Below are 24093 nucleotides of genomic sequence, written 5' to 3' on the forward strand. Positions count from 1 at the left end.
GAGGCTCGGCCCGCCCTCGGCTCGGTCCACCGCTCAGCGGACCGTGACCTCGATGTGGTGGTGGCCGGTGGCGCCGTCGGGGATCACGTCGGCCGACTTGTCGGTCTGGACCGCGCCGGTGCCGTCCGTGGCGCGTACCCGCAGGGTGTGCCGGCCCGGAGTGGCGTCCCACGTCCACCGGTACTGGCGCCACGTGTCGGTGGTGGTCTGCGGGGCGAGTTCGGCGGCTTGCCAGGGGCCGTCGTCGACCCGGATCTCCACCGCGGTGATGCCCCGGTGCTGGGCCCAGGCGACGCCGGCGACCGGGACGGGGCCGGCGCGCAGGACCGCCGCGTCGCGGGGGGTGTCCAGCCGCGACTGGGTCTTGATCGGGGCCTCGCGGGCCCAGCCGAGCCGGACCCAGTAGGCGCTGAACGCGGCGAACCGGGTCACCTCGATGTCCACGATCCACTTGCACGCGGACACGTACCCGTACAGGCCCGGCACCACCATCCGGACCGGGAAGCCGTGCTTGATCGGCAGCGGCTCGCCGTTCATCGCGTACGCCAGCATCGCGTCGCGCCCGTCCATCACCTCGCGCAGCGGGGTGCCGATGGTCATCCCGTCCGGCGAACGCGAGACGATCTGGTCGGCGCCGGGCCGCACGCCCGCCTCGCGCAGCAGGTCGGCCAGCGGGGTGCCCAGCCACCGGGCGTTGCCGATCAGGTCGCCGCCGACGTCGTTGGACACGCACGCGAGGGTGATGTCCCGCTCGATCGGGAAGCGGGCCCGCAGTTGTTCGTAGCTCAGCCGGATCTCCCGGTCGACCATGCCGTGGATGCGCAGTTCCCAGTCCTCGGCGCGCAGTTGCGGCACGGTGAACGCGGTGTCGATCCGGTAGAAGTCCGCGTTCGGGGTCAGGTACGGGGTCAGCCCCGGGGCGACGAAGCCGGGGCCCGCCGGGGCCGCCGCGCTGATCGGCCGGGGCAGCGTGCCCGCGACGCCGGCCCGGGACTTCTCCGCGTTGAAGCGGGCGTGCTGGAGCATCCGGCCGCCGAACCCGGCCAGCGCGGCCGCGGCGGCGGCGCCGACCACGAGTACGGTGCGGCGCGCGGTGTCCGGGGCGGGTTCGGCCGCGTCGTCCTCGGGCGCGACCGGAAGCGGGCGGGCGAGCGGGCGGCGGTCGACCAGGTCGGGGCGGGTGAGCAGGACCAGCGCGAGCACCCCGAACAGCGTGCCGACCAGCGTCGGCGCCAGATCGGCGGCGCGGTACGAGGGACGGTCGGCGGCGGTCCACACGGCGAAGCCGCCGAGCGCCAGGACCCCGGCGACGCCGTAGCGGAGCCGACGGGCGGCGAGCACCCCGAGGCCGGCCGCGAACAGCGCGAGCAGCACGGCGATCACGGTCAGCAGGAACGCCTTGTCGCCGGTCCCGAAGGTACGGATCGCCCACTCGCGCGGCCCGGTCGGCGCCCGGTCGGTGATCGCCCCGCTGATCGTCACGAACGGCGTGGCCTCCGGCCGGACGAACGCCGCAACCGCCTCGGCCACCCCCACCGCGACCGCGGCCGACACCACGCCGACCACCGCGGCCCTGATCCCGCCGGCACGCCGCACCACGCCCACCTCACGCTCGAAATCCGCCTTCCCTCATCCTGACGCTCCGACCCGGCCGGCGGACGAATCGCCTGCTTACCGTTGTGTGACGAAGCGTCAGCGACCCGGCGGCGGGAAACCCGAGGCTTGTTGCAAACACATTGCAATAAGCTTGATCGGTTCGTGTCGCCGCCGTATGGGGAGTTGTCGTGAGCACCGCCGATCGGGAACGGGTCATGTCCGACGCAGAGCTGATCCGGGCCTGGGTCGGTGGGTGGGCGGTGGCTCGGGCGGTGCCGGCGCCGGTCGCGGTGGACGGCGGGTACCGGCTCGACGTCGGACTGCCGGGGCATCGGGTGCGCTACGTGTTCTTCGACCCGGAGCGTCCCGCCGAGGTGGTCCGGGCCCGGACCGAGCCCGGCACCTGGATCAAGACCCTCGCGCCCGTCGAGCGGGTACGGCCCGCGCTCACCTCCGCGTGGACCGTGGGCGAGCCGGAGTACCCGATGACCGGACCGCTGCGCCGGCAACCGGTGGCGGCGCCGGCCGGCTACACGATCGAGGTCGAGACCCGGGACGAAACCACCTTCGGCCGGCTGCTCGCCGCCGACGGCGCGGTCGCGGCCCACGGGCGGATCGGGGTCACCGGGGACACAGCGGTGGCCGACCAGATCCACACCGACCCCGCGCACCGCAGGCGCGGCCTGGGCAGCGTGGTGATGACCGTGCTCGCCGACGCCGCCGCCGCGCGCGGCGCCCGGACCGGCGTCCTGGTCGCCACCGCCGCCGGGCGGGAGCTGTACCGCACGTTGGGGTGGACCCAACACGGCGTGCTCACCGCCGCGTGGATCCCGGAGCAGCCGACGCAGGCCGCCGAGGCCGCGCCGGAGGCCGCCTCCGCTCAGCCGCGCCCCGCCAGGTAGGCCCGCTTCACCTCCGCCCACCGCGCCCGCTGCTCGGGGGTCGACCGGCCGCGCAGTTCGGCGAGCTTGAGCAGGTTGGCCTCCGCGTCGGTGGTCAGCGTCTGCGCCTCCGCCGCGTAGTGGTCGTCCAACAGCCGTTCCACCTCCGCCTCGTCCAGGACCGGCAGGATGCGCTCGGCCAGCTTGTTGGTGTCCCGATACGAGCCCTGCAACCGGAACGGCGGTTCGGTGCGCGCCGCCTCGGACTGCGCGGCCGAGGCGATGTAGGCCCGGTTCGCCGCGAGCACCGTCTCCACCACATGCAGCAGTCGGCGCAACACGGCCAGGATGCGGTCCAGTTCGGTCGCGTCGTACGGGTGCGCGAGTCGATCCGGGCGCGCGGTGCCATCGCCGCGGGCCAACCGGATCAGCAGGTCCAGATCGGCCCGGTCACGCCCGGCGATCGGGGCCAGGACCGGGTTGGCGGTCAGCGCGTTCTCGACGTGGCTGAGCGCGAACAACTCCTCGCGCCCGCCGAGTACTTCGCCCAGGTTCCACACGTCGGCCCGGTTGGCCAGCATGTCCGGGATCCGAAAACGCGCGCCGGACTCGGTGTACGGGTTGCCGGCCATGCACACCGCGAAACGTTTCCCGCGCAGGTCGTAGCTGCGCGACCCGCCGTCGCGCACGCCCTCGATCCGCCGCTGCGCGTCGCACAACGAGACGAATTTCTGCAGCAGTTCAGGCGAGACGTGCTGGATGTCGTCCACGTGCAGCAGCACGTTGGCGCCCAGTTCCAGGGCGAACCCGATCTTCTCCACCTCGCGCCGCGCGGCGGCGTCCGGTGCGGCGGCCGGGTCCAGGGACGTGGTGCGCGCGCCGAGCGCGGGACCGTCGATCCGGACGAAGAGCAGGCCCAGTCGGGCGGCGACGTACTCCATCAGCGTGGTCTTGCCGTAGCCGGGCGGGGACAGCAGGAGCAGCAGCCCCTGACTGTCCGTGCGCCGGTCCGGCCCCGCGGCGCCCAGCTGTTTGGCCAGGTTGTCGCCGATCAGCGGCAGGTAGACCTCGTCGATCAGCCGGTTGCGGACGAACGCCGACATCACCCGGGGGGTGTGCGCGTCGAGCCGCAGCCGCTCGCGGGCGGCGGCCAGCAGTTCGGCGCGCCGACGCTGGTACGCCCGGTAAGCGGGCACCCGGGTGCGGCGGAACGCGTCGGTGCGCACCAGGAATTCGTCCAGCCGCAGGTCCAGCGTGCCGCCGCTCGCCACCCGCGGGTGGGCGCCGAGCAGGCCGGTGACGGTGGCGGAGATCGGGGCGTCGACGTGGTGTCGCTCCAGCGCCGCCCCGCACACCTCGACCGCGATCGCCTCGGCCAACTCCGGGGGCGGGTCGGTGTCGAGGCGGGCGGCGTAGGCGCCGAGCCAGGCGCCGACGAGTTGGTGTCGGGCGGCCAGGTCGCCGTCGAGGGCGCGCAGGTCCTCGGCGAAGTCCTTGGCCGCCGGGGCGTCGTCGCCCCCGAGCGAGGCGCGGAAGCCGGCCAGGAGCGTGCGGGCGACCGCGCCGGTGGCGAAGCGCGGGCCGCCGGCGGCGAGTTCCTCGAACAGGTAGGCGCCGATCGTGGTGCCGGGCGCGGTGGGCGGGGCCAGCGCCTCGGCCAGGAACCCGGTTGCCCGCTCGCCGAGTTCGGCGGCCAGGTCGGCGACGGCGGGGATCGGGCCGAAGGTGTCCCTGGCCCGGCCGAGCGACTGGGCCCGAATCATCCAGGGTTGCCGGGCGTCGGCGGCGACGCCGTGCGCCCAGTACAGCTGGGCCGCGGCCCGTACCTCCGGCGCGAACCGCAGCAGCCCGGCCCCGGCGCGCAGGCGCAGTACGGCCGCGAGCAGCGCGGCGGCGTCCCGGTCGTGCACCCCCCGGTCGTAGCCCTCGCCGGGGCGGGACAGCGCGATCCGGCGCACCTCGGCGAGCAGTTCGTCGGCCGGCAGCGCGTCGATCGGGCGGCCCTCGGTCTCCGCGAGCACCACCGCCGCGAGGTATTCGGCCCGGTAGAGCTGCGGCGACTCGGAGCCCAGCGGCTGGTCGTGGAAGACCCGATGGGCGGCGGGCAGCGGCTCGCGCACCACCTCGCGGTAGTCGGTGCCGGTGATCGCGAACGCGAGGGTGTCCCCGTGCGGGACCAGGGTCAACTCGATCGGGCGGTCGTGCACAGCGAACCGGTGCCGGCCGAGCCGTACGGTGCCCGCCGCGTCGTACAGCTCGGCCCGGTCGCGCAGGGACCGGACGGCCTCCTGGCGGGCCGCGGTGAGCCGGCCCTCCAACTCGCCGGCGCGGACCGGGTCGCCGAGGCGGCGCAGTTCGCCGGCGGTCGAGCGGACCTTGCCGACCAGGGCGTCGGAGGCGAACCAGGTGTTGATCTCGTCGATGCTCGCGAGGGTGGTGATCCGGCGGGCGATGGTGGTCAGGACGCGCTGTGCGGAGTCGGCGAGGCGGCTGCCGTGCCGGGCCCGCTCGTCGAGTCGGGCCTGCTTGCGGGCGGTGAACGCGTCGTGGATGCGCTCGCGTTCGGCGCCGATCCGGGCCAGGTGCTCGTCGAGCGCGCCGAATCCGGCCTCCAGGTCCTCGATCCGGGCCAGCAGCCGGGCCAGGTGTTCGTCGCACTCCTCGGGCGTCTCGGCGGCGGCCAGCGCGCCGACCACGGTCTGCTCCAACAGCGCCATCTCGGCGGCGAACTCGGCGCGCTGCTCGGCGTCGAGCAGGTCGCGGCGGCGTGCGTCCAGGGTCGCGCGGGCCCGGTTGACCCCGCCCAGGACCTCGCCGATCCGGGTCAGGATCGTGGTGCGCACGCCGGCGTCGGTGCCGTCGAGGGTGCCGATCACCTCGGTGACCACGCGCAGCCCGTCGGCCTGTTCCTCGATCCGGGCGGTCAGCGCGGCGGCCTCGGCCACGGTGGTCAGCGCGGCGGCCTCGGCGGTCAGCTCGTCGACGGTCCGGTGGGTGGCCACGAAGGCGTCGTCGTCGGCCAGGAACGCCACCGCCCGCCGGCCCGCCTCGGCCAGTGCCGCGACCAGCGCGGCATCCGCCTCGGCGAGCGCGCCCGCGTCCAGGTAGCGGATGTCCCGCAGGCTTGCCAACCGGCCCTGCGCATGCCGCAGTTCGCCGAGCTGCCGGACACAGGCGCCGGCGCTGTCCGGCACCTCGCCGCGCACCCGCCGGGTCAGCGCGGTGGTGCTCGCGACCGCCTCGGCCAGCGTGTCGGCGGCGATCCGGCGCAGGTCCAGGATCCGGCGGAACTCCTCGACGACCTCCGCCGCGGCACCACGAACGGTGGCCAACGGCGCGGCGAGGGAGCCGAGTTCGGGGTCGCCGAGCCAGTGGTGGGTGTCCTCGACCCGGGCCGCGGCGGCGGTGATCGCGGTGAAGACGGCGGTCGTGGGCGCCGTCTCCTCGGCCATCGCGGCGATCCCGAGGCAGGCGGCGATGCCGCGGACCAGTTCCGGGTTGCCGATCCGGGCCAGTGGGCCGGTGCCCGGCGGGCGCGCCGCCGCGTACGCGTCCGAGGTGTACGGGGTGTCCCACACCTGGACGGTGTGGGTGCGGGTGGGTTCGGGGTCGAGGACCCGCAGGATCGCCATCGTGCCGTCCGCGAAGAACGCCCGGCCGTGCCCGACGATCGGCGCGGCGGCCTCCTCGCGGATCACGTTGTAGGACAGCAGCGTGACCCGGCCCTCGGCGCGGGCGTGGAACACGTACAGCACGTCCTCGCCGTTGGGCGAGCGCACCGTCGCCTCGAACTCGGCGTCGGTGGTGTCGATGTCGAAGGTGCGCGCGCCGCCCGTGCTCGGGTGATAGCCGCCGGGGAAGACGATGCCCTGGTCGTCGGGCAGGCGCCGGCAGGCCGCCGCGATGCCGTCGAGGCGGCGCACCTCGGCGGTGCGCGTGTTGTACACCAGGTGACGCGGGTCGCTCTCGTTGTACGGGCGCACCCGGACCAGGAGCAGCGGTCCGACCCGGGCGTGCGCGACCTCGGCGTCGGCCAACGACTGGAGCGGGTCGTCGACGGGTTCCGCGTAGACGCCCTCGGCGGTCTCGGTGTCGTTCTCGACCTTGACCACGAGCCGCCCGCCCGACGTGGCCAGGTACAGCGTGTCGGCGATCGCGATGTGCGGGTGCCGGCCCGGGACGTGGTCGGCGCGGGTGCTCTCGGTCCAGGCGAAGTCGTACGCGTCCGGGAAGACGTGCTCGCGCTCGCCCTGCGCGTCGAGGTAGGCGGGGGTGCCGTCGGGGGCCAGTCGCCAGCGCAACACCCGTATGTCGGTGAGGCGTTCGCCGACCCGGAAGACCGCGAGCAGGTGGGTCCCGGTGTCGCGCAGTTGCAGCAGCCGGGTGTCCCGGAAGTAGCGGTACAACTCGGTGAAGTCCTGCCGGAAACGGGCGTCGTCGAGCAGGCCCGGGACGGCGTCGGTCGGGGCGGGCACGAAGCCCTCCGAGGTGCGCCGATACAGCGCGAACACGTCGGCGGGCGCCACCTCCTCGCCCGACCCGCCGTCGGTGTTCCAACCGGCCAGGAGCAGACCGCCGACCTGGACGATGTCCCGGGCCACCACGGCCCGTTCGGTGTGCAGTCGGTGGGTGCCGGTCAGCGCCGGCGCGCCGCCGCCGTAGGTGCGCACCCGGCGCTCGTTCAACTCATCTGCCCGCGCGCCCAGTTCGCGGGCGGCGGCGAGCAGTCGGTCGCGCAGCACCTCGTAGGTCCCGGGCTCGGCCTCCGAGGCGCCCGGCACCTCATGGGTCCCGGGCTCGGCCTCCGGGCCGCCCGCCTGGCCGCTCACGTTCGGGTCAACTCCTCTGTCCGGCACGGTGATCGCGCAGCCCCCGCTACTTGGCCAGGCCGTTGAGCCGGGCCGGGGCGGTCAGGTCGGCGAGCCGGGTCTCGCCCAGTCCGCCGGCACGGACCGCGTCCAGCAGGCCCTGGAGGGTGGCCGACTGCGGTCCGCCGCCGGCGATCAGCGCGCCGAGCGCGCCCGCGAGGGTCAGGTCGCGCACGCCGCCCGAGCCCAGGCCCGCGGCCAGCGCGCCGAGGTCGTCGACGAACGTCGAGCCGTTCGGGTCCAGCCAGGAGGCGGCCATCGTGCGCACGGTGTCGGAGCGGTCGACGAAGGCGTCCACGCTCTTCCCGGCGGCCATCGCGCCCATGATCCGGTCGAAGAACATGCTGTCCCCGCCGACGATGTCGATCTTGGCGTTCTCCAGGCCGGTGGCCAGCACGGTGGCCTGCGCCTCGGCGATCTGCCGGTTCACCTCCAGACCGGCGAGCCGGATCTCCTTCTCCGCCTCCAGGCGCAGTCGGTACTCCTCGTGCACCCGACTGGACTCGTCGAGCGCGGCCATCGCGGCGGCCTTCTCGGTCAGGCCCTCGGCCTCGCCCTTCAGCCGCTCGCGCAGCCCGTCGGCACTCGCCAGCGCCTTCTCTCGGGTCACCGCGGCCTCGGCATGGCCCCGCTTGGACACCGCCTCGGCCATCCGCTCGGTCACCTCGGCCTCGGCCAGGCCCACCGCGGCGGCCTCGGCCCGCTTGCCCTCGGCGGCGCGGATCGCGGCCTGGGTGTCCAGTTCGGCAGACTTGCGCCGGGCCTCGGCCATGGTGAGCTGCTCGGCCGCGCGGTGCCCGGCCGACTGCTCGGCGGCCTCGGCCGCCTTGATGTCCTTGACCAGCCGTCCCTGGGCCTCGGCCTCGGCGTGGATGATCTGCGCCTGCCGCTCGCGTTCGGCCTCCTCGACCATCCGCAGCTTCTTGATCTCCTCCTCCTGCGCGGCCACCGTGCGCTCGACCGCGATCCGCTCGCGGATCACCTCGGCGATGTCGCGCTTCTCCGCCTCGACTTCCTTGTCGCCGGCGATCCGGCGCAGCTGGGTCTCCCGCTCGCGGGCGATCACCTCCAGGAGGCGGTCCTTCTCGATCCGCTCGTTCTCCACCGCGATCACCCGCTCGCGGTTCTTCTGCGCGACGGCGACCTCGCGCTCGCGGTTCTCGTTCTGGATCCCGAGCGCTTCCTCGGTCTTCATGTGCGCCGACTGCGCGCGCAGCCGCTCCTCGGCCTGCACCCGGGAGGTCTCCGCCTCCTCGCGGGCGCGGCTGATCTCGATCTCGCGGCGCTGCTTGATCTCCGCGTCGGCCTGGCGGCGCTCCAGTTCGAGCACCGTCTCGCGGGCCTCGACGTTTTGCCGGGTCATCTCCTTCTCCTCGGTGCGCTGGTACTCGTTGGTGCGCACGTGCTCGATGGTGGTCAGCTCGGTGATCTTGCGAATGCCCTGGGCGTCCAGGATGTTCGCGGCGTCGAGTTGGCTCATCGGGGTCTGTTCGAGGAAGTCGATCGCGGCGTCGTCGAGGTGGTAGCCGTTGAGGTCGGTGCCGATCACCGCGAGGATCCGGTCCCGGAACTCCTCGCGCTTGGTGTACAGGTCGACGAAGTCGAGTTGTTTGCCGACCGTCTTGAGTGCCTCGGCGAACTTGGCCGCGAAGAAGTCCTGGATCGCCGCCCGGTCGCTGGCCCGGTCCGCACCGATCGCCTGGGCCACCTTGATCACGTCCTCGACGGTCTTGTTGACCCGGACGAAGAAATAGATGTGGATGTCCGCCCGAATGTTGTCCCGACAGATCAGCCCCTCGCGCCCGGTCCGGCGGATCTCGATCGTCTTCACCGAGATGTCCATGGTCTCGGCCCGATGCAGCACCGGCAGCACCACGGCGCCGGTGAAGGTGACGTCGACCGTGTTGGCCTTGGAGATGATCAGGGCCTGGCCCTGCGAGACCTTGCGGTAGAGCCGGGTCACGGCGAGGAAGACGACGAGCACGACGAGCAGGACGACGGCGACGAGCACGCCGATGCCCACGGTGATGGCATCCATCAGTGAAATCCCCTGGTCGAACGGGACGTTGGTGACCGCGCGGGCAAAGGCGCGCGGCGGAGGGCGGGCGGAGTGGAAGGCGGGCGGGCGCGTGCCCGTGGACCGGCTCGGGCCGGACGGGAACACGGAGGGGATCAGCCGGTGACGCGGTCCGGGTCCAGCGCGCTGTCGAAGCGGGTGACCCGGAAGAACTCGCCGGCGACGTCGTAGTCGAAGATCAACGCGGTGTTGCCGGAGACCAGCCCACTCTCGTCGGTGCGGACCTGGAGGAGCGCGGTCGAGCCGTCCTCGGCCCGGACCTCGGCCTGACCGAAGTCGTGGCCCACCCGACCGGTCCGGATCAGACAGGTACGACCGACGAAGTCGGCCCGCAGGGAGGGCCGTTCGGGCTTCAGGAAGCGGCGGCCCAGGGCCCGCGCGAGGCGCGCGGCCAACCATCCGGCACCGAGCGCCGCGGGGAGCGCCGCGGCGCGCAGCCACCACCGCTCGGTCAACGCGGTACCGACCAGGCAGCAGAACCAGGTCACGGCGATCGCGAACGAGATCGTCACCGTGACCGGGACACCGGCGGTGTCGCCCGGGCCGTGGTCCCCATGGCCCCCGTGACCGTCATGACCCCCGTGGGCCCAGTGCCCGCCATGATGACCACCCCCGGGGCCGCCATGGCCCACGGCGACACCGCCGATCAACACCAGCAGCCAGTAGGCCGCCACCACGACGAGCGCGAAGCTGAACAGGACGGCGGGAAACGCCAGTGCCGCCCGCACGAAATCCCCCACCGTCCCACCCCCCTCGGCCTGTCGTGCGCCGTCATGGTGGCACCGCCGCGGACCCGCGCGCATTGCCGGAAGCCGGCAGTGTTGACGGCTCCTTGACATCCGATCCGCGACCCGGGGAAAGCCCGGTCAAAGGGGGGTACCCGGCCAGCCCAGAACGCGGGCGCCGAGCGCGGCGGTCTCCAGGGTGTAGCGCTGCAACGCGTCGCCCGGGTCGTATCCGGTCAGCGTCCGGATCCGCTCCAGCCGATAGGAGAGCGTGCGTACGCTGATCCGCAGCCGGCGGGCGGCCTCGGCGTTGACGTAGCCCGCCGCCGCGCAGGCCGTGATCGTCTCCAGGAGCGGGGCCGCGCCGCCGCGCGCGTGCACCAGCGGGCCGAGCGCGGAGCGCACCAGATCGGCCATCGCCGCCCGGTCGCGCAGCAATACCGGGAAGACCAGCAGATCGGCGGCGTCGAGCACCGGGCCCGGCAGGTCCAGCCGCTCGGCCAGGTCCAGCGCGCCCAGCGCTTCCTCGTAGGACAGCACGACCCCGCCCGCGCCCGGGTGCGAGCGGCCCAGGGCGACCCGGTCGGCGCTCTCCCGGCCACCGCCCGACCAGGTCGCGTGCTTGGCGAAGGCGGCGAGCACCGGCCGTTCGTCGTCCGGCGCGATGCACACCAGTCGGCCGCCCTTGGTGGTCAGCAGCACGTCGCGTTCGCCGAATCGACCGATCAGCTCGCGCTCGACCCGGCGGACCAGCGGGTGCGCCTCGTCGTACGCCACCTCGCCCACCGCCACCGCGACCGCGTGCGCGCGGGCCAGCCGCAGCCCGAACCGCTCGGCGCGCTCGGCGAGTCGGCCCGGATCGCTGCGGCCGTACAGCAGGTCGTCGATGAACTCGCGGCGGGCGGCCTCCTCTTGGCGGACCGCCAACCGCTGGGCCCGCTCGTGGCCGGCGCCCAGCGCGGTGATCGCCGCCTCCGAGGCGGTCAGTACCGCCTCGCCCGCCCGGGCCGCCTCGCCCACGCTGCCCGCGCGGGCGACGCCCGGCAGCGTGGCCCACACCCGGCGGGTCTCGCGCAGGTACAGGTCGACCAGCGCCCGCCAGTGGTGTCCGGCCTCCGCCGCCCGCTCGCCGAGGTCGGCCAGCACGTCCAACTCGGCGCGCCGCAACAACCGCCCGGTGGTCGAGATCTCGCCGAGCAGTTCGGCCCAGTCGTGCAGGAACTCGGCGGGTATCGCGTCTTCGCTCTTCACGCCTTTTCCCCCGTACCCCGTAGCCCCGCTTCGCTGCCGGAAATCCGGCACGAAGACGCTACCAACCTTGCCGAATCCCGGCAGGGACGGGCGGATGCGGGCACGGGCAGCCGGGTGCGGTGGTCAGCCGATCAGCTCGGCCACGATCGGGGCCAGTGCGCGAAACGCCTTGCCCCGGTGGCTGATCGCGTTCTTCTCGGCGGCGGTCAACTCGGCGGCGGTGCGGGTGTCACCGGCCACCCGAAGGATCGGGTCGTAGCCGAAGCCGCCGGTGCCGCGCGGCTCGCGGGTCAGCGTGCCCTCGAACCGGCCCTCGACCACCCGCTCGGTGCCGTCGGGCAGCGCGAGCGCCGCCGCGCACGCGAACCACGCCTCGCGGTGTTCGTCGGCGATGTCGGACAGTTGGGCGAGCAGCAGCCGCAGGTTGGCCGAGTCGTCGCCGTGCGTACCGGCCCAGCGGGCGGAGAAGATCCCTGGCATCCCGTTGAGCGCGGCCACGCACAGGCCCGAGTCGTCGGCGATCGCCGGGAGCCCGGTGGCCCGCGCGATGGCGTGCGCCTTGAGCAGCGCGTTGGCCGCGAAGGTGAGCCCCGTCTCGGGCACGTCGGGCACGTCGGGGTAGGCGTCCATCCCGACGAGTTCGACGTCGAGTCCGACGTCCGCGAGGACCTGCCGGAGTTCGACGACCTTGTTGGCATTGCGCGTGGCGAGTACGAGACGGCTCATGGCGCAAAGCCTAGGGTCGCCGCTCGCCACCGGCCGAACCGGGCGTGCGGGTCACCCCGTCCGGGCGCGCGCGCCCGGATCGCCGCTTCGTCGGTGAGCGCGACTACTTGGCGTAGTCGTGGATATTGCCGGCGAAGTCGAAGACCAGCGCGGTCTCGTCGCCGACGACCCACGCGTCGTGGCCGGGGTCGCAGACGAAGACGTCGCCCGCCTTCAGGTCCTTCTCCTCACCGTCGTCCATGCGGATGTGCATGTGTCCCTGGGCGACGTAACCGTTGTGGTGGAACTGGCAAGTGTCGGTCCCCGCGATGGGCCCGACGTCCTGCGACCATCGCCAGCCCGGCTCGAATCGGGCAACGCCGAAATCGACACCTTCCAGACTGACCACGTCCAGGTGACCGTGCGGTATGTCGCGGCTCTCGTCGGCTTCGTTGATCGATCGCACAGCGAGCATGGTGGATCATCTCCTTCGGAGGTCACCACTTCCATCCTGCGCCTCCGCGCGGACGATCGCGAGCGCGCCGCCGCGCGGGCTACTTGACGCAGATCGTGGTCAGGTTCTTCGCGCCGTTGATCAGCGGCTGCACGTCGCTCGCGCTGAGGTTGCCGCCGTTGGCCGCCTTGGTGCTGAGCTGGGTGATCACGTCGCCCAGGCCGTTCGCGGCGTTCTTCGCGTCGTCGGAGTCCAGGTCCTTGGTCTTGTCGTTCAAGGTCTTCTGGAGGTTGTCGAGCGCCTTGCGGGCGGCGGGCGGGTCGTTCAGCACCTTGCCGAGATCGGAGACATCGTTGGTGAGGTTCATGGCCAGTTCGGCGCACGAGATCGCCTTCTGCGCCTCGCTGCACGCGGCGGTGGCGAACAACGCGCCCGCCATGACGGTGGCGGCGATCGTAACGCGCAGGACCCGGCGCGGACGGTACGTGGCGCGGAACATGGTGCTCCTCGTCAGGGACGGGCCGTCGGGCCCGGTTGTGGCTGCCGCTGATCGGGATGACCAGGTGCCATGACCGTACTGGTGTCCGGGGCCGCGCCGGGCCGACGGTCGCACACCCGGTGCGTGTCGGTTGCGTGTACGTGACACTCGCAACCGGCGCGTGACCACCTTTTGCCACGGTATGCCGGGAACACCCTCTCGGGGCACCGCCGTTGCCTCCCCGCAGGCCCCGGGACCCGAGGTCTGGGCCCAGGTCCTGTCCGGCGGATTTTGGTGGATCGGGCCGCGTCGTCCGGCGCCGTGCCTCGGCGTGCCGGAGAAGCAGCCGCATAGTGGTTCTCTTCGGCTGTTTCTCCGGTGCGGCGAGGCGAGCGCAGCGAGGAGCCCGAAGGGCGGATGCCGGGCGGCGCGGACCCGCCAAGATCCGCCGGACAGGGCCCAGCGGCCCCGGGGGCTCCGCCGCTCGGTCGCTCAGCCCTCCAGGGCGCGCTGCTGAAGCCCCGTCAGTTCCGCGCAGCCTCGGGCGCCCAGGTCCAGCAGATTGTTGAGCAGCGCCCGATCGAAAGGCTCCTTCTCCGCGGTGCCCTGCACCTCGACGAAGCGCCCGTCCCCCGTGCAGACGATGTTCATGTCGGTCTCGGCACGCACGTCCTCCTCGTATGGGAGGTCGAGCATCGGCACCCCGTCGATGATCCCGACGCTGACCGCCGCCACCGACCCGATCAGCGGGTTGGCGCCCTTGCGGGTGAGCTTGTGCTCGCGCGCCCAGGCCACCGCGTCGGCGAGCGCGACATAGGCCCCGGTGATCGCCGCGGTCCGGGTGCCGCCGTCCGCCTGGAGCACGTCGCAGTCCAGGTGGATGGTGGTCTCGCCGAGCGCCTTGGTGTCGATCACCGCACGCAGCGAGCGGCCGATCAGCCGCGAGATCTCGTGGGTACGCCCGCCGATCCGGCCCTTGACCGACTCGCGGTCGCCGCGGGTGTGGGTGGCGCGCGGCAACATCGAGTATTCGGCGGTCACCCAGCCCTCGCCGCTGCCCTTGCGCCAGCGCGGCACACCCTCGGTGACGCTGGCGGCGACCAGGACGCGGGTACGGCCGAACTCGACGAGGACCGAGCCCTCGGCGTGGTCGAGCCACTTGCGCTGGAAGCCGATCGGGCGGAGCTGCTCGGGGGTACGGCCGTCTACTCGTGACATGCCTCCAGCCTAAGCCGTGGCAGGTGCCGGTCCGGACCGCCCGGCGCCGGGTTCAGACCGTGTGCGAGGCATCCGGCAGGGCCAGGTCGACGGCGCCGCTGAAGGTCTTGCGGGCGTCGTCGAGATTGCGCTCGCGACTGGTCCACGGCGGGATGTGGGTGAGCAACAGCCGCCCCACGCCCGCCCGTTCGGCATGCTCGCCGGCCTGCCGGCCGTTCAGGTGCACGTGCGGCAGGTCTTCTCGGCCGTGCTCGAACGACGCCTCGCACAGCAGCAGGTCGGCGCCGCGCGAGATGCGCACCAGGTCGTCGCTGACCCCGGTGTCGCCGGAGTAGACCAACGATCGCCCGCCCGCCTCGATCCGGAACGCGTAGGACTCGACGGGGTGCGGCATGCGGTCGGCGGTGATCCGGAAGGGGCCCACGTCGAAGGTGCCGGTGACCACCGTGCGGAAGTCGAACACCTCGGCCATGCGCCCGTTGTCGATCGCGCCCTCGACGTCGTAGGCGCGCGCGATCCGCTCGTGCGTGTCGGCCGGCCCGTAGACCGCCAGCCGGGGCAACTCCCCCGCCGGGCAGTACTTGCGAGCCACGAAGTAGCAGGCGAGGTCGAGGCAGTGGTCGGCGTGCAGGTGGCTGAGCAGTACGGCGTCGATCGAGCCGAGCGTGGCATGGCGCTGGAGGGCGCCGAGCGCGCCGTTGCCGAGATCGACCAGGATCCGCACCCCGTCGGCCTCCAGGAGGTAGCACGAGCAGGGGCTGTCCGGTCCGGGAAAGCTGCCGGAACACCCGACGACGGTAAGTTTCACGCGAGCGCTCCGAACACCTCGACGCCGGCGACCCCGAGCACATCCCGCAGCGGCCGACCGGCCACATGCGGCGACCGCTCGAACCCGGTCCGGGCCACGGGAGGGCCACCGACCCCGGAATCGACGATCCCGCTCGGCGCGCCGCTGGATACGAACACCACCCCCCGAGAGTACGCAGAGACCCCCCACGCGCCCCCACACAACGCCCCCGGAGTAACCGACGTCATACCGCCCGCCCCACCCGCGCATCGACGGACGGCGGGAAAGCCGACGACCGTCCGCTTCGGCAGCGTCAGGGGACGAGCAGGATCCGCCCGAGTTGGGCGCGTTCTTCCAGCAGTCGGTGGGCCTGTACCGCCTCGGTCAGCGGGAGGGTCGTGTGGACCGCCACGCGCAGCCGGCCCGACGCCAGGTGTTCGGCGAGTTCGGCCACTTCCTCGCGGGCCCGTTCGGGGGCGGCGGCGCGCCAGGCCAGGAGGGAGAAACCGGCCACGGACCGCAGGGCGAACAGGTCGGTGAGCGCGATGCCGGACACGTCGCCGCTCGCGGCGCCGTAGACCACGACCCGACCGAACGGCGCCACCACGTCGAAGCCGCGGCGCAGGATGTCCCCGCCCACGGAGTCCAGCACGACGTCCACGCCGCCGGGCACGACCTCCCGCACCCGCTCCGGCCAGTCGGCGGCGGAGTAGTCGACGGCGAAGTCGGCGCCGTACGCCCGGACGAAGTCGAACTTGGCGGCCGACCCGACGGCGGCGACGACCGTACCGGCGCCGAGCAGTTTGGCCAGTTGCACGACGAGGTGGCCGATCCCCCCGGCGGCGGCGTGCACCAACACCGTCTCGCCCGGGGTCAGTCGCCCGGTCCGCAACGCCCGCAACGCCACCGGCGCGGCCAGCGGCAGCGCGCTCGCCGCGCCGGCGTCGAGCCCGTCGGGCACCGCCACCACCCACTCGGCGTCGGCGAGCACGAAGTCGGCGAACGCGTCCTCCGCCAACGCGGCCACCCGCGCGCCGACCGGCGGCCCGCCCACCCCCGGGCCGAGCGCTTCGACCCGGCCCACCACGTCACCGGTGAGCACCCCCGGCAACGGCCGCCGGAACAGCGGACCGGCGGCGGGCCCGCGCCGGAACCGGGTGTCGACGAAGTTGGCGCCGATCGCCTCGCTCCGGATCAGCACCTGTCCCGGTCCGGGCGTCGGCACGTCGGCCTCCTCCACGGTGAGGACTTCCGGATCGCCGTACTCGTGATAGCGGACTCGTCGCATTCGACCCTCCGGGCGACAGGAGAACATGGTGGATACCCGACCCGACACCAAACTGGACCGCCGGTCAAGTTGACTCCGAACGTACTGGACCGCCGGTCAAGTTGTCCATCGATCTCCAGCCTCGACCAGTGATGAGGAACGCGATGCCCGAAGCCCCCACCGACCGCCCCGAACGTGCCGACGCGGCCCGCAACCGGCGCGCGATCCTGCGCGCCACCGAGGAGCTGCTGGCCCGGCACCGCCCGGAGCAGATCTCGATGGAGCAGGTCGCCGCGGCGGCGGGCGTCGGCAAGGGCACGGTGTTCCACCGCTTCGGCAGCCGGATGGGCCTGATGGAGGCCCTGATGGCGGAGCGCGCACTCGCCCTGACCGAGGCGGTCACCACCGGTCCGCCGCCGCTCGGCCCCGACGCCCCGCCCGGGGAGCGCCTGCTCGCCTTCCTCGACGCCATCGTCGACGTGGTCGCCCGCAACAAGGGCCTGATGGCCGCGCTCGGCCATGCCGCGAGCACCACCCCGAAACCGGCCGCCGACCCCGCCGAGGACCCGCGCACCGCACACCCGGTCTACGGGTTCTGGCACGAACACATCGCCGACCTGCTCGCCGCCCGCCGCCCCGACCTCGACGCCGAGACGCAGGCCCACCTCCTGCTCGCCGGTTTGCAGAGCCGATCGGTGTTGCGCCTGCTCGAACAGGGCGAGGGCGAACGGGTCGCCGCCGCCCTACGCACCCTGGCCGAAGCGCTGCTCACCGCCGCCTGAACACCCACCCCCCAACGCGTCGAGGCCGCCTCCACACCCCGGCGCGAACCGGGAGGCGGGAAGCGGCCTCGATACGAGAACAGAGAACAAGAACAAAGAGCGAACAGGAGCCTCAGGCCCAGAGTTGCCCGTGCAGCCCCTCCACCGCGGCCTCGGTCGACTCGGCCGTGTAGATCCCGGTCGACAGGTACTTCCACCCGCCGTCCGCGATCACGAACGCGATGTCGGCGGACTCCCCCGCCTTGACCGCCTTGCGCGCGATGCCCAGCGCGGCGTGCAGCACCGCGCCGGTCGAGATGCCCGCGAAGATGCCTTCCTTCTCCAGCAGTTCGCGAGTGCGCCCGACCGCCTCGGCGGAGCCCACCGAGTAGCGCGTGGTCAGCACGTCGCCGTCGTACAGCTCCGGCACGAAGCCCTCGTCGAGGTTGCGCAGCCCGTACACCACGTCGTCGTAGCGCGGCTCGGCCGCCACGATCGTCACGCCCGGGACCTTCTCGCGCAGGTAGCGCCCGACGCCCATCAGCGTGCCGGTGGTACCCAGACCCGCCACGAAGTGGGTGATAGTCGGCAGATCCTCAAGCAGTTCGGGGCCGGTCGTCGCGTAGTGCGCGTCCGGGTTGGCCGGGTTCCCGTACTGGTACAGCATCACCCAGTCGGGATGCTCGGCCGCCAGCTCCTTGGCCACCCGCACCGCGGTGTTCGACCCGCCCGCCGCAGGCGAGGCGATGATCCGCGCGCCCCACATGCGAAGCAGCTCGCGGCGCTCCTCGGAGGTGTTCTCCGGCATCACGCAGACGATCTCGTAGCCCTTGAGCTTGGCCGCCATCGCCAGCGCGATGCCGGTGTTGCCCGAGGTCGGCTCCAGGATCGTGCACCCCGGCGTGAGCAGCCCGTCACGCTCGGCGGCCTCGATCATGTGCAGGGCCGGGCGGTCCTTGATCGAACCGGTCGGGTTGCGGTCCTCCAGCTTGGCCCACACCCGCACGGTCGGCGACGGCGACAACGTCGGCAGGCCGACCAGCGGGGTCCGGCCCACCGAATCGAGCAACGATTCGTAACGCATCAGATCGAGCCGCCGGCGACCGCCGGAAGAATCGTCACGGTGTCGCCGTCGTCCAGCTTGGTGGTCAGGCCGCCGGTGAAGCGCACGTCCTCGTCGTTGAGGTAGACGTTGACGAAGCGGCGCAGTTCGCCGTTCTCCTCGACGAGTCGGGCGCGCACGCCCGGATGCCGGACCTCCAGGTCGACCAGCAGGTCGGCGAGCGTGGCGCCGCTGCCGGGCACGGCCTTGGCGCCGTCGGTGTAGGTACGGAGGATGGTCGGGATGCGGACCTCGATGGCCATGGATGCGCTCCTCTGGTTGTGACGCGAACGGAGAGAACGCAGTCCGGACGCGGGCCGCACCCCCGACGCTCCATCGGAGGCGGTGGGGCGGGGGGGGTCGTTCATATGCGCCGGTGCTGCGGGACGTGCCTGCTGCCTGGGTGCCTGGTGGGCCGATCCGACCTCGGGATCAGCCCACGCGCGCAGCGCGACAGAGGGCGCTGGAGAGTCGGCACAGATCGACGTGCAGGCGTGCGACAAGGAAGGCACCCGGGGCTCCACCCGGCACCGCTTCCGTCGTATTCACGCCCGCATAACGCATATGGTCATGCTAGCCATTCCCCCCGGGGCGCTCCGATGTGATCTCGTATGCCGGAACATCCCATATCGACAGGTGAGACGACGGCGGGACGAGAGCGGGGACACCCCCGCCGTTCCCCGGTCAGTAGGCGTCCACCACGTTGACCTCCTCCTCGGTGATCACGCCGTCGACGATCCGGTACGACCGGAACTCGTAGGTGTCCTCCTCGCGCGTGGACACGAGCACGTAGTGCGCGTTCGGCTCGGACGCGTACGACACGTCCGTGCGCGACGGGTACGCCTCGGTCGCGGTGTGCGAGTGGTAGACGATCACCGGCTCCTCGTCCCGGTCGTCCATCTCCCGGTAGAGCTTGAACAGGTCGGCCGAGTCGAACTCGTAGAACGTGGGCGAGCGCGCGGCGTTGAGCATCGGGATGAACCGCTCGGGGCGGTCGCTGCCCTCGGGCCCGGCGACGACGCCACACGCCTCGTCGGGGTGGTCGGCACGGGCGTGGGCGACGATGCGATCGCGCAGGGCTGCGGTGATGGTGAGCATGCCCCGAGCGTACTGAGCACCCGCGCGACCCGTGTGCCCGCGCGACCGGCGCCGGCTCCGCCCCCGCGCTCAGGCCCGTGCCCCGTGCCCGCGCCGCACCGGGATGTACGCCACCACCAGGAACACCACCCAGATGGGCACCACATACAGCGCGATCCGGGTGTCCGCCGAGAAGCCGAGCAGGACCACCACCATCGCCAGGAACGCCATCACCGCCCAGCCCGTGTACGGCGCGCCCGGCATCCGGAAGCCGTGCCCGGCCAGCCGTCCCCGGTCCACCGCGCGCCGGTAGCGCATCTGGCAGCCGACGATCATGCCCCACGTCCACAGCGCGCCGACGGTGGCCACCGAGGTGATGTACATGAACGCCCGGTCCGGGACCAGGGCGTTGACCAGCACCCCCAGGCCCATCACGGTCGCCGAGACGGTGATCGCCATGGCCGGCACCCGGTGCGAGCTGAGCCCGCTCACCCGCGGCGGCGCCTGCCCCTCCACCGCGAGCGTGCGCAACATGCGACCGGTCGAGTACAGCCCCGAGTTGCACGAGGACAGCGCCGCGGTGAGCACCACGAAGTTGATGATCGCCGCCGCGGCGGGAATGCCCACCCGGTCGAAGACCAGTACGAACGGGCTCTCCTTGGCGTGGAAGTCGGTCCACGGCGCCAGCGAGAGGATGATCACCAGGGCGCCGATGTAGAACAGCCCGATCCGGAACGGGATGGTGTTGATCGCGCGCGGCAGCACCTTCTCCGGGTTCTGCGCCTCGCCCGCGGTCACCCCGACCAGTTCGACGCCCAGGAACGCGAACATCACGATCTGGAGCACCAGCAGGGTCTGTCCGACACCGTTGGGCGCGAACCCGCCGTCGGACCACATGTGCGAGACGGACGCCTGGTCGCCGGCCTCGCCGAAGCCGAAGATCAGCACCCCGATGCCGACCAGGATCATCCCGATGATCGCGGTCACCTTGATCATCGAGAACCAGAATTCGAACTCGCCGAACAGCTTGACCGAGATCAGGTTGGCCGCGAACAACACGAGCAGCACCACGAGCGCGGTCACCCACTGCGGCACCGCCGGCCACCAGTACTGCACGTAGACACCCGCTGCGGTGATCTCCGCCATCCCGGTGACCACCCACATGATCCAGTACGTCCACCCGGTGACGAACCCGGCGAACGGACCGAAGAACTCCCGCGCGTATTCCGCGAAACTGCCCGCCACGGGGCGGTACATCAACAACTCGCCCAGCGCGCGCATGACGAAGAAGATCATTACGCCGGCCACCGCGTAGGCGGCGATCAACGACGGCCCGGCCTTCTCGATCGCCCCGCCCGCACCGAGGAACAGCCCGGTGCCGATCGCCCCGCCAATGGCGATCATCTGGATCTGCCGGCCGTTCAGCCCCCGCTCGTAGCCCTCGGCGTCCGCACCGGGCCCGGCCGCCGAGGCGGTCGATCCGGATTCGGTCTCCGTCATGATCGCTCCCGTTCGTCGGTACGGAGGCCGTATTACCAACGATGGGGAGCGGAAACCGGTATTCCGATTGTTCCGGCGTGTCCATTTAGTCAGGAATGGCAGGTTCGCTGTGTATACGCCCGGTACGCGCCTACAACGCTCCGAGCAGCGAGTCCTGGAGGCCGCCCAGCCAGTGGAACACCGCGAACAACCACCGGCGCGGGTCGTCGTCGGCCAGCTTGGCCTCGAACTCCTCCATGTCCTCGGTGACTTCCAGTCGTGTACCGATCACCAGGCGCAGGTCGTTGAGCGTGCCGAGCCAGGCCTGCACACCCGCCGCGTCCAGCACCACCCGGTGCTCGCGGCCGCTCATCACCTTGTCGTCCTCGGCCGGTTCGGTCAGGTCGACCAGTTCGGCCAGGTCGGCGAGCACGATCCGCGCGTTGTCCCGCTTGCGCAGCCGCAGGTCGGTCTCGGTGTAGCGGCGGAACTCGGCCGCCGCCTCCACGTCGTCGGCGTAGGCGTCCGGCAACAGGCGGGCCAGCGCCGGATCGTCCGGAGTGGCCGGCACCTCGGTCGAGCCGAGTCCGGTCAGGCCCAGTTCGGCGGCCAGCGGATCGACCGCCTCGTCGTCGGGCGAGACCATCTCGACCAGTTGACCGCACAGATCGGCCAGCACTCGCACGTGCATGTCTTCCAGGACGATCTCGGGCCGTCCCGAGCGTCCGCGCATGAAGAGGCCGTTCACAGGCTGTGCAACTCCCGGAGAATATGGGCGAGGAGAGGGTGCGGCGGGCGCCCGAGGGCCCGGCCGGGTCGTGCGAACCGCGCGGGCGTCACTTGTCGTGCTGGATGGTCGCCCACAGCCCGAACCCGTGCATCGCCGTGGTGTCGCGCTCCATCTCCTCGCGCGTCCCCGACGACACCACGGCCCGACCCTTGTTGTGCACGTCGTGCATCAGCTTCTCGGCCTTGCGCTTCGGATAGCCGAAGTAGGACTGGAAGACGTAGGTGACGTACGACATCAGGTTGATCGGGTCGTTCCAGACGATGCACACCCACGGGGTCTCGGCCCGGACATCCTCGTCGGGCTGATGCTTCTCGACCTCGATGGGTGCGACACTCATGGGTCCCATGCTGCCATCAGCCCAGGGCCCGGGCGAACCGGCTCGACGGGGCCGGCGTGCCCGGATGTGACCCGGGGCGTACCCGTCCCCCCTCGGGTACGGCAAAATCCCGCGCATGTCCTCTGCGCCCGCACCGGGTTGGTACCCGGACCCGGAGATCACCGGCCACATCCGTTACTGGGACGGCGGTGCCTGGGTGCCGGACAGCAGCCGGCCGGCCGAGGAACCCGGCCGGCCCGCCGACGGCTCGACCGCCGACGCGGGCGGGGCGGGCGGTGGCGCGGCTGGTGGCTCCGCGATCCGGGCCAACGCGCCGGAGGCGATCGGGCAGGGCGGCCGGGTGATCCGCGGCGAGGTGTTGTCCACCAGCACGGGCGCGCCGTACGACATGTCGTCGACCGGGATGTACGCGCCGCCGAGCGCCGAGCCGGGACCGGGCGGGGCGGGTGTGCCGCGTTCGGGGCCGACCGCGCCGACCGGTGGGGCGAGGGGGGCGACGCCGCCGGGGGAGACCGTGCCGCCGCCGCGCGCCGACGGGGAGCCGGGGCCGTGGCGGCCGGTACAGGCCGATCTGTTCGGCAGCAACGAGCGGCGGCCGGCGCACCTGGGCCGGCGCCTGCTCGCCCGGATCGCCGACGCGCTGGTGCCGCTCGCGGCCGGCATCGCTGTGGCCATCCCGACCGTGCCGGACGCGGTCGACCACATCCGGGACAAGATCGACCGGGCCCGGTACGAGGGTCGCGACACCACGGTGTGGCTGCTCGACGGCACCACCGGCACCACGCTCGCGATCGTGCTCGGCACGGTGCTCGCGGCGGCGCTGCTGTACGAGGCGCTGCCCACCTGGAAGTGGGGCCGCTCGCTGGGCAAGACCCTGTTCGGCCTGCGGGTGGCCGACCTGGACAGCCACGACACCCCCACGCTGTGGCAGTCGGTACGGCGCTGGCTGGTCCTGTACGTCCCGGGCGTATTCGTGGTCGGCGTGCTCGGCGCGCTGTGGGGGCTGTTCGACCGCCCGTGGCGCCAGGGGCTGCACGACAAGGCGGCCCGCACGTTCGTCGCCCGGGACTGACCCGGCGGGCGGGGGTCGAGCGGGGGGCCGGGCGGGTCGGCCCGATGTGCCCACTCACCCGACTCACCCGACTCGCCCGACTCGCCCGCCCCTGTCACCCGTCCCCCGTCACACGTCACCCGTACAGACGCGACACGCCAGGGTAGGTCGAAGGCGTCACGCTCACGTCGGCTTTTGTCCGCTTTACTCGGTTTTATGACAGGAAGCCCACCACCCCCGCCGCCTTCCGACCCGTCCGGCAACGACCCGATGCGCGGGAATCCGTACGGACAACAACCGCCGGCCGGCAACCAGCCTCCCTACGGACAGGATCCGACCGGGCAACAGCCGCCCTACGGGCGGGATCCGTCCGAGCAGCCGCCGTACGGTCAGGACCCCACGGGCCAGTACCCCTACGGCCAGGGCGGGCCGTACGGCCAGGACCCGAGCTACGGCGCGGGGGCGGGCGGCGGCGGGTACGGCGGCGGGCCGACGCTCGGCGGGCCGCTGCGCCGACTGGTCGCGCGGATCATCGACAGCCTGATCGTCGGCGTGGTCGCCGGCCTGATCTCCTGGCCCATCGCCGGCAGCGACTACGACTACAACGACGTGTCGTTCGGCGCGCAGTTCGCCTCGGGACTGATCTTCTCGCTGCTCTATTTCCTCTACGACGGCTTCCAACTCGACCGGTTCGGCCGCACCCTCGGCAAGCGGGTGATGGGCATCCGGGTGGTTCGGGTGGCCGACGGCGGGCCCATCGCGGGGTCGATGGCGTGGACCCGCGCCGGCGTGTACAGCCTTCCGCTCATCGTGCCCTGTCTGGGCACGTTGTTCTGGCTGGTCAACGTCCTGTGGCAGTTCTGGGATCAGCCCTGGCACCAGTGCCTGCACGACAAGGCCGCGCGCACCACGGTCATCCGCGGGACGTGATCCGAGCCGAGTGATGCCGGGCGCGGATCCCGAGTACTGCCGTCGTCGTGCCGAGCGCGACCCCGATGCCCATGGCGACGGCAGCCCCCGCCACGGTGCGCGGTTCCCATGCCGCGAGTAGTGAGACCGTCAAGACGATCGTGACGAATACGCCGTAGCCGAGTCGGAAGAAATCTCCTCTTGCCACGACGCACCACCTCCCCTGCACCCCTTTGTGCACGCCCCCCTGTTTCACGCTACTGCGCGCGACGCGCAATGT

General features: G+C 72.4%; 24 protein-coding genes. 4 read left to right on the forward strand and 20 right to left on the reverse strand.

Going from position 1 to position 24093, the window contains the following annotated elements:
* Positions 1–33 precede the first annotated feature (33 nt).
* Positions 34–1596 carry a molybdopterin-dependent oxidoreductase gene (locus ACH4XV_RS15175; RefSeq protein WP_395789813.1) on the reverse strand — a complete coding sequence of 521 codons (1563 nt, stop codon included), beginning with the start codon at positions 1594–1596 and terminating at the stop codon, positions 34–36.
* A 188-nt stretch (positions 1597–1784) separates the two neighbouring features.
* On the opposite strand from ACH4XV_RS15175, the gene ACH4XV_RS15180 reads away from it, so the two are divergent.
* Entirely contained in the window at positions 1785–2498 is a 714-nt protein-coding gene (locus ACH4XV_RS15180; RefSeq protein WP_395789815.1) for a GNAT family N-acetyltransferase, read from the forward strand.
* Here ACH4XV_RS15180 and ACH4XV_RS15185 read toward each other — a convergent pair.
* The 11 genes from ACH4XV_RS15185 to ACH4XV_RS15235 all read right to left on the reverse strand — a co-directional run bounded on the left by ACH4XV_RS15185 (position 2477) and on the right by ACH4XV_RS15235 (position 16328).
* Positions 2477–7306: a DNA repair ATPase gene (locus tag ACH4XV_RS15185; protein WP_395789817.1), complete on the reverse strand. Its 4830-nt coding sequence runs from the start codon at positions 7304–7306 to the stop codon at positions 2477–2479. The two genes, ACH4XV_RS15180 and ACH4XV_RS15185, sit on opposite strands and share 22 nt — an antisense overlap.
* Positions 7307–7352: 46 nt before the next feature.
* Entirely contained in the window at positions 7353–9383 is a 2031-nt protein-coding gene (locus tag ACH4XV_RS15190) for a flotillin family protein (RefSeq protein WP_395789819.1), read from the reverse strand.
* A gap of 134 nt (positions 9384–9517) precedes the next feature.
* Complete coding sequence (locus ACH4XV_RS15195; protein WP_395789821.1) at positions 9518–10162, reverse strand: hypothetical protein; 645 nt, start codon at positions 10160–10162, stop codon at positions 9518–9520.
* Positions 10163–10288: 126 nt separating this feature from the next.
* Positions 10289–11398: a PucR family transcriptional regulator gene (locus tag ACH4XV_RS15200; protein WP_395789823.1), complete on the reverse strand. Its 1110-nt coding sequence runs from the start codon at positions 11396–11398 to the stop codon at positions 10289–10291.
* Positions 11399–11521: 123 nt separating this feature from the next.
* Positions 11522–12124: an RdgB/HAM1 family non-canonical purine NTP pyrophosphatase gene (gene rdgB / locus ACH4XV_RS15205; RefSeq protein ID WP_395789825.1), complete on the reverse strand. Its 603-nt coding sequence runs from the start codon at positions 12122–12124 to the stop codon at positions 11522–11524.
* Between the two features lie 103 nt (positions 12125–12227).
* Positions 12228–12578, reverse strand: a complete 351-nt coding sequence (locus ACH4XV_RS15210) for a cupin domain-containing protein (RefSeq protein ID WP_395789827.1) — start codon at positions 12576–12578, stop codon at positions 12228–12230.
* A gap of 79 nt (positions 12579–12657) precedes the next feature.
* The gene (locus tag ACH4XV_RS15215) at positions 12658–13056 is read right to left on the reverse strand and encodes a hypothetical protein (RefSeq protein WP_395789829.1); all 399 of its coding nucleotides are present in this window, start codon (positions 13054–13056) and stop codon (positions 12658–12660) included.
* A gap of 471 nt (positions 13057–13527) precedes the next feature.
* Entirely contained in the window at positions 13528–14253 is a 726-nt protein-coding gene (gene rph, locus ACH4XV_RS15220; RefSeq protein WP_395789831.1) for a ribonuclease PH, read from the reverse strand.
* 52 nt (positions 14254–14305) lie between these two features.
* Positions 14306–15061 (reverse strand): MBL fold metallo-hydrolase, encoded by a 756-nt coding sequence (locus tag ACH4XV_RS15225; RefSeq protein ID WP_395789833.1) that lies wholly within the window; start codon positions 15059–15061, stop codon positions 14306–14308.
* Positions 15058–15222: a hypothetical protein gene (locus ACH4XV_RS15230; RefSeq protein ID WP_395789835.1), complete on the reverse strand. Its 165-nt coding sequence runs from the start codon at positions 15220–15222 to the stop codon at positions 15058–15060. Before ACH4XV_RS15230 ends, ACH4XV_RS15225 begins: the two co-directional genes overlap by 4 nt.
* Positions 15223–15353: 131 nt before the next feature.
* A complete protein-coding gene (locus ACH4XV_RS15235) occupies positions 15354–16328 on the reverse strand; it encodes a zinc-binding alcohol dehydrogenase family protein (protein WP_395789837.1) in 975 nt (324 codons plus the stop codon).
* A 143-nt stretch (positions 16329–16471) separates the two neighbouring features.
* On the opposite strand from ACH4XV_RS15235, the gene ACH4XV_RS15240 reads away from it, so the two are divergent.
* Positions 16472–17089 carry a TetR/AcrR family transcriptional regulator gene (locus ACH4XV_RS15240; protein WP_395789839.1) on the forward strand — a complete coding sequence of 206 codons (618 nt, stop codon included), beginning with the start codon at positions 16472–16474 and terminating at the stop codon, positions 17087–17089.
* A 112-nt stretch (positions 17090–17201) separates the two neighbouring features.
* On the opposite strand, the gene ACH4XV_RS15245 is transcribed toward ACH4XV_RS15240, so the two are convergent.
* The 7 genes from ACH4XV_RS15245 to clpS form a co-directional block, all read right to left on the reverse strand.
* Positions 17202–18152 carry a PLP-dependent cysteine synthase family protein gene (locus ACH4XV_RS15245; protein ID WP_380035772.1) on the reverse strand — a complete coding sequence of 317 codons (951 nt, stop codon included), beginning with the start codon at positions 18150–18152 and terminating at the stop codon, positions 17202–17204.
* On the reverse strand, positions 18152–18433 hold the full coding sequence (locus ACH4XV_RS15250) for a MoaD/ThiS family protein (RefSeq protein ID WP_078977063.1): 282 nt from the start codon (positions 18431–18433) through the stop codon (positions 18152–18154). The genes ACH4XV_RS15245 and ACH4XV_RS15250 overlap by 1 nt, the downstream gene beginning before the upstream one ends.
* Before the next feature lie 169 nt (positions 18434–18602).
* Entirely contained in the window at positions 18603–18701 is a 99-nt protein-coding gene (locus ACH4XV_RS15255; RefSeq protein ID WP_360307782.1) for a putative leader peptide, read from the reverse strand.
* A 153-nt stretch (positions 18702–18854) separates the two neighbouring features.
* Complete coding sequence (locus ACH4XV_RS15260; protein WP_395789841.1) at positions 18855–19268, reverse strand: Mov34/MPN/PAD-1 family protein; 414 nt, start codon at positions 19266–19268, stop codon at positions 18855–18857.
* Between the two features lie 69 nt (positions 19269–19337).
* Positions 19338–20747 carry an amino acid permease gene (locus ACH4XV_RS15265; RefSeq protein WP_395789843.1) on the reverse strand — a complete coding sequence of 470 codons (1410 nt, stop codon included), beginning with the start codon at positions 20745–20747 and terminating at the stop codon, positions 19338–19340.
* A gap of 130 nt (positions 20748–20877) precedes the next feature.
* A complete protein-coding gene (locus ACH4XV_RS15270) occupies positions 20878–21474 on the reverse strand; it encodes a DUF2017 domain-containing protein (protein ID WP_395789845.1) in 597 nt (198 codons plus the stop codon).
* A gap of 88 nt (positions 21475–21562) precedes the next feature.
* Positions 21563–21853: an ATP-dependent Clp protease adapter ClpS gene (clpS, locus tag ACH4XV_RS15275; RefSeq protein ID WP_174861535.1), complete on the reverse strand. Its 291-nt coding sequence runs from the start codon at positions 21851–21853 to the stop codon at positions 21563–21565.
* A 115-nt stretch (positions 21854–21968) separates the two neighbouring features.
* On the opposite strand from clpS, the gene ACH4XV_RS15280 reads away from it, so the two are divergent.
* Positions 21969–22925, forward strand: a complete 957-nt coding sequence (locus tag ACH4XV_RS15280) for an RDD family protein (RefSeq protein WP_395789847.1) — start codon at positions 21969–21971, stop codon at positions 22923–22925.
* 195 nt (positions 22926–23120) lie between these two features.
* Positions 23121–23834 carry an RDD family protein gene (locus tag ACH4XV_RS15285; protein ID WP_395789849.1) on the forward strand — a complete coding sequence of 238 codons (714 nt, stop codon included), beginning with the start codon at positions 23121–23123 and terminating at the stop codon, positions 23832–23834.
* On the opposite strand, the gene ACH4XV_RS15290 is transcribed toward ACH4XV_RS15285, so the two are convergent.
* Positions 23818–24021: a hypothetical protein gene (locus ACH4XV_RS15290; protein WP_395789851.1), complete on the reverse strand. Its 204-nt coding sequence runs from the start codon at positions 24019–24021 to the stop codon at positions 23818–23820. The two genes, ACH4XV_RS15285 and ACH4XV_RS15290, sit on opposite strands and share 17 nt — an antisense overlap.
* Between the last annotated feature and the right edge of the window lie 72 nt (positions 24022–24093).

It is taken from the genome of Embleya sp. NPDC020630 (assembly GCF_044334985.1).
Classification (GTDB): Bacteria; Actinomycetota; Actinomycetes; order Streptomycetales; family Streptomycetaceae; genus Embleya.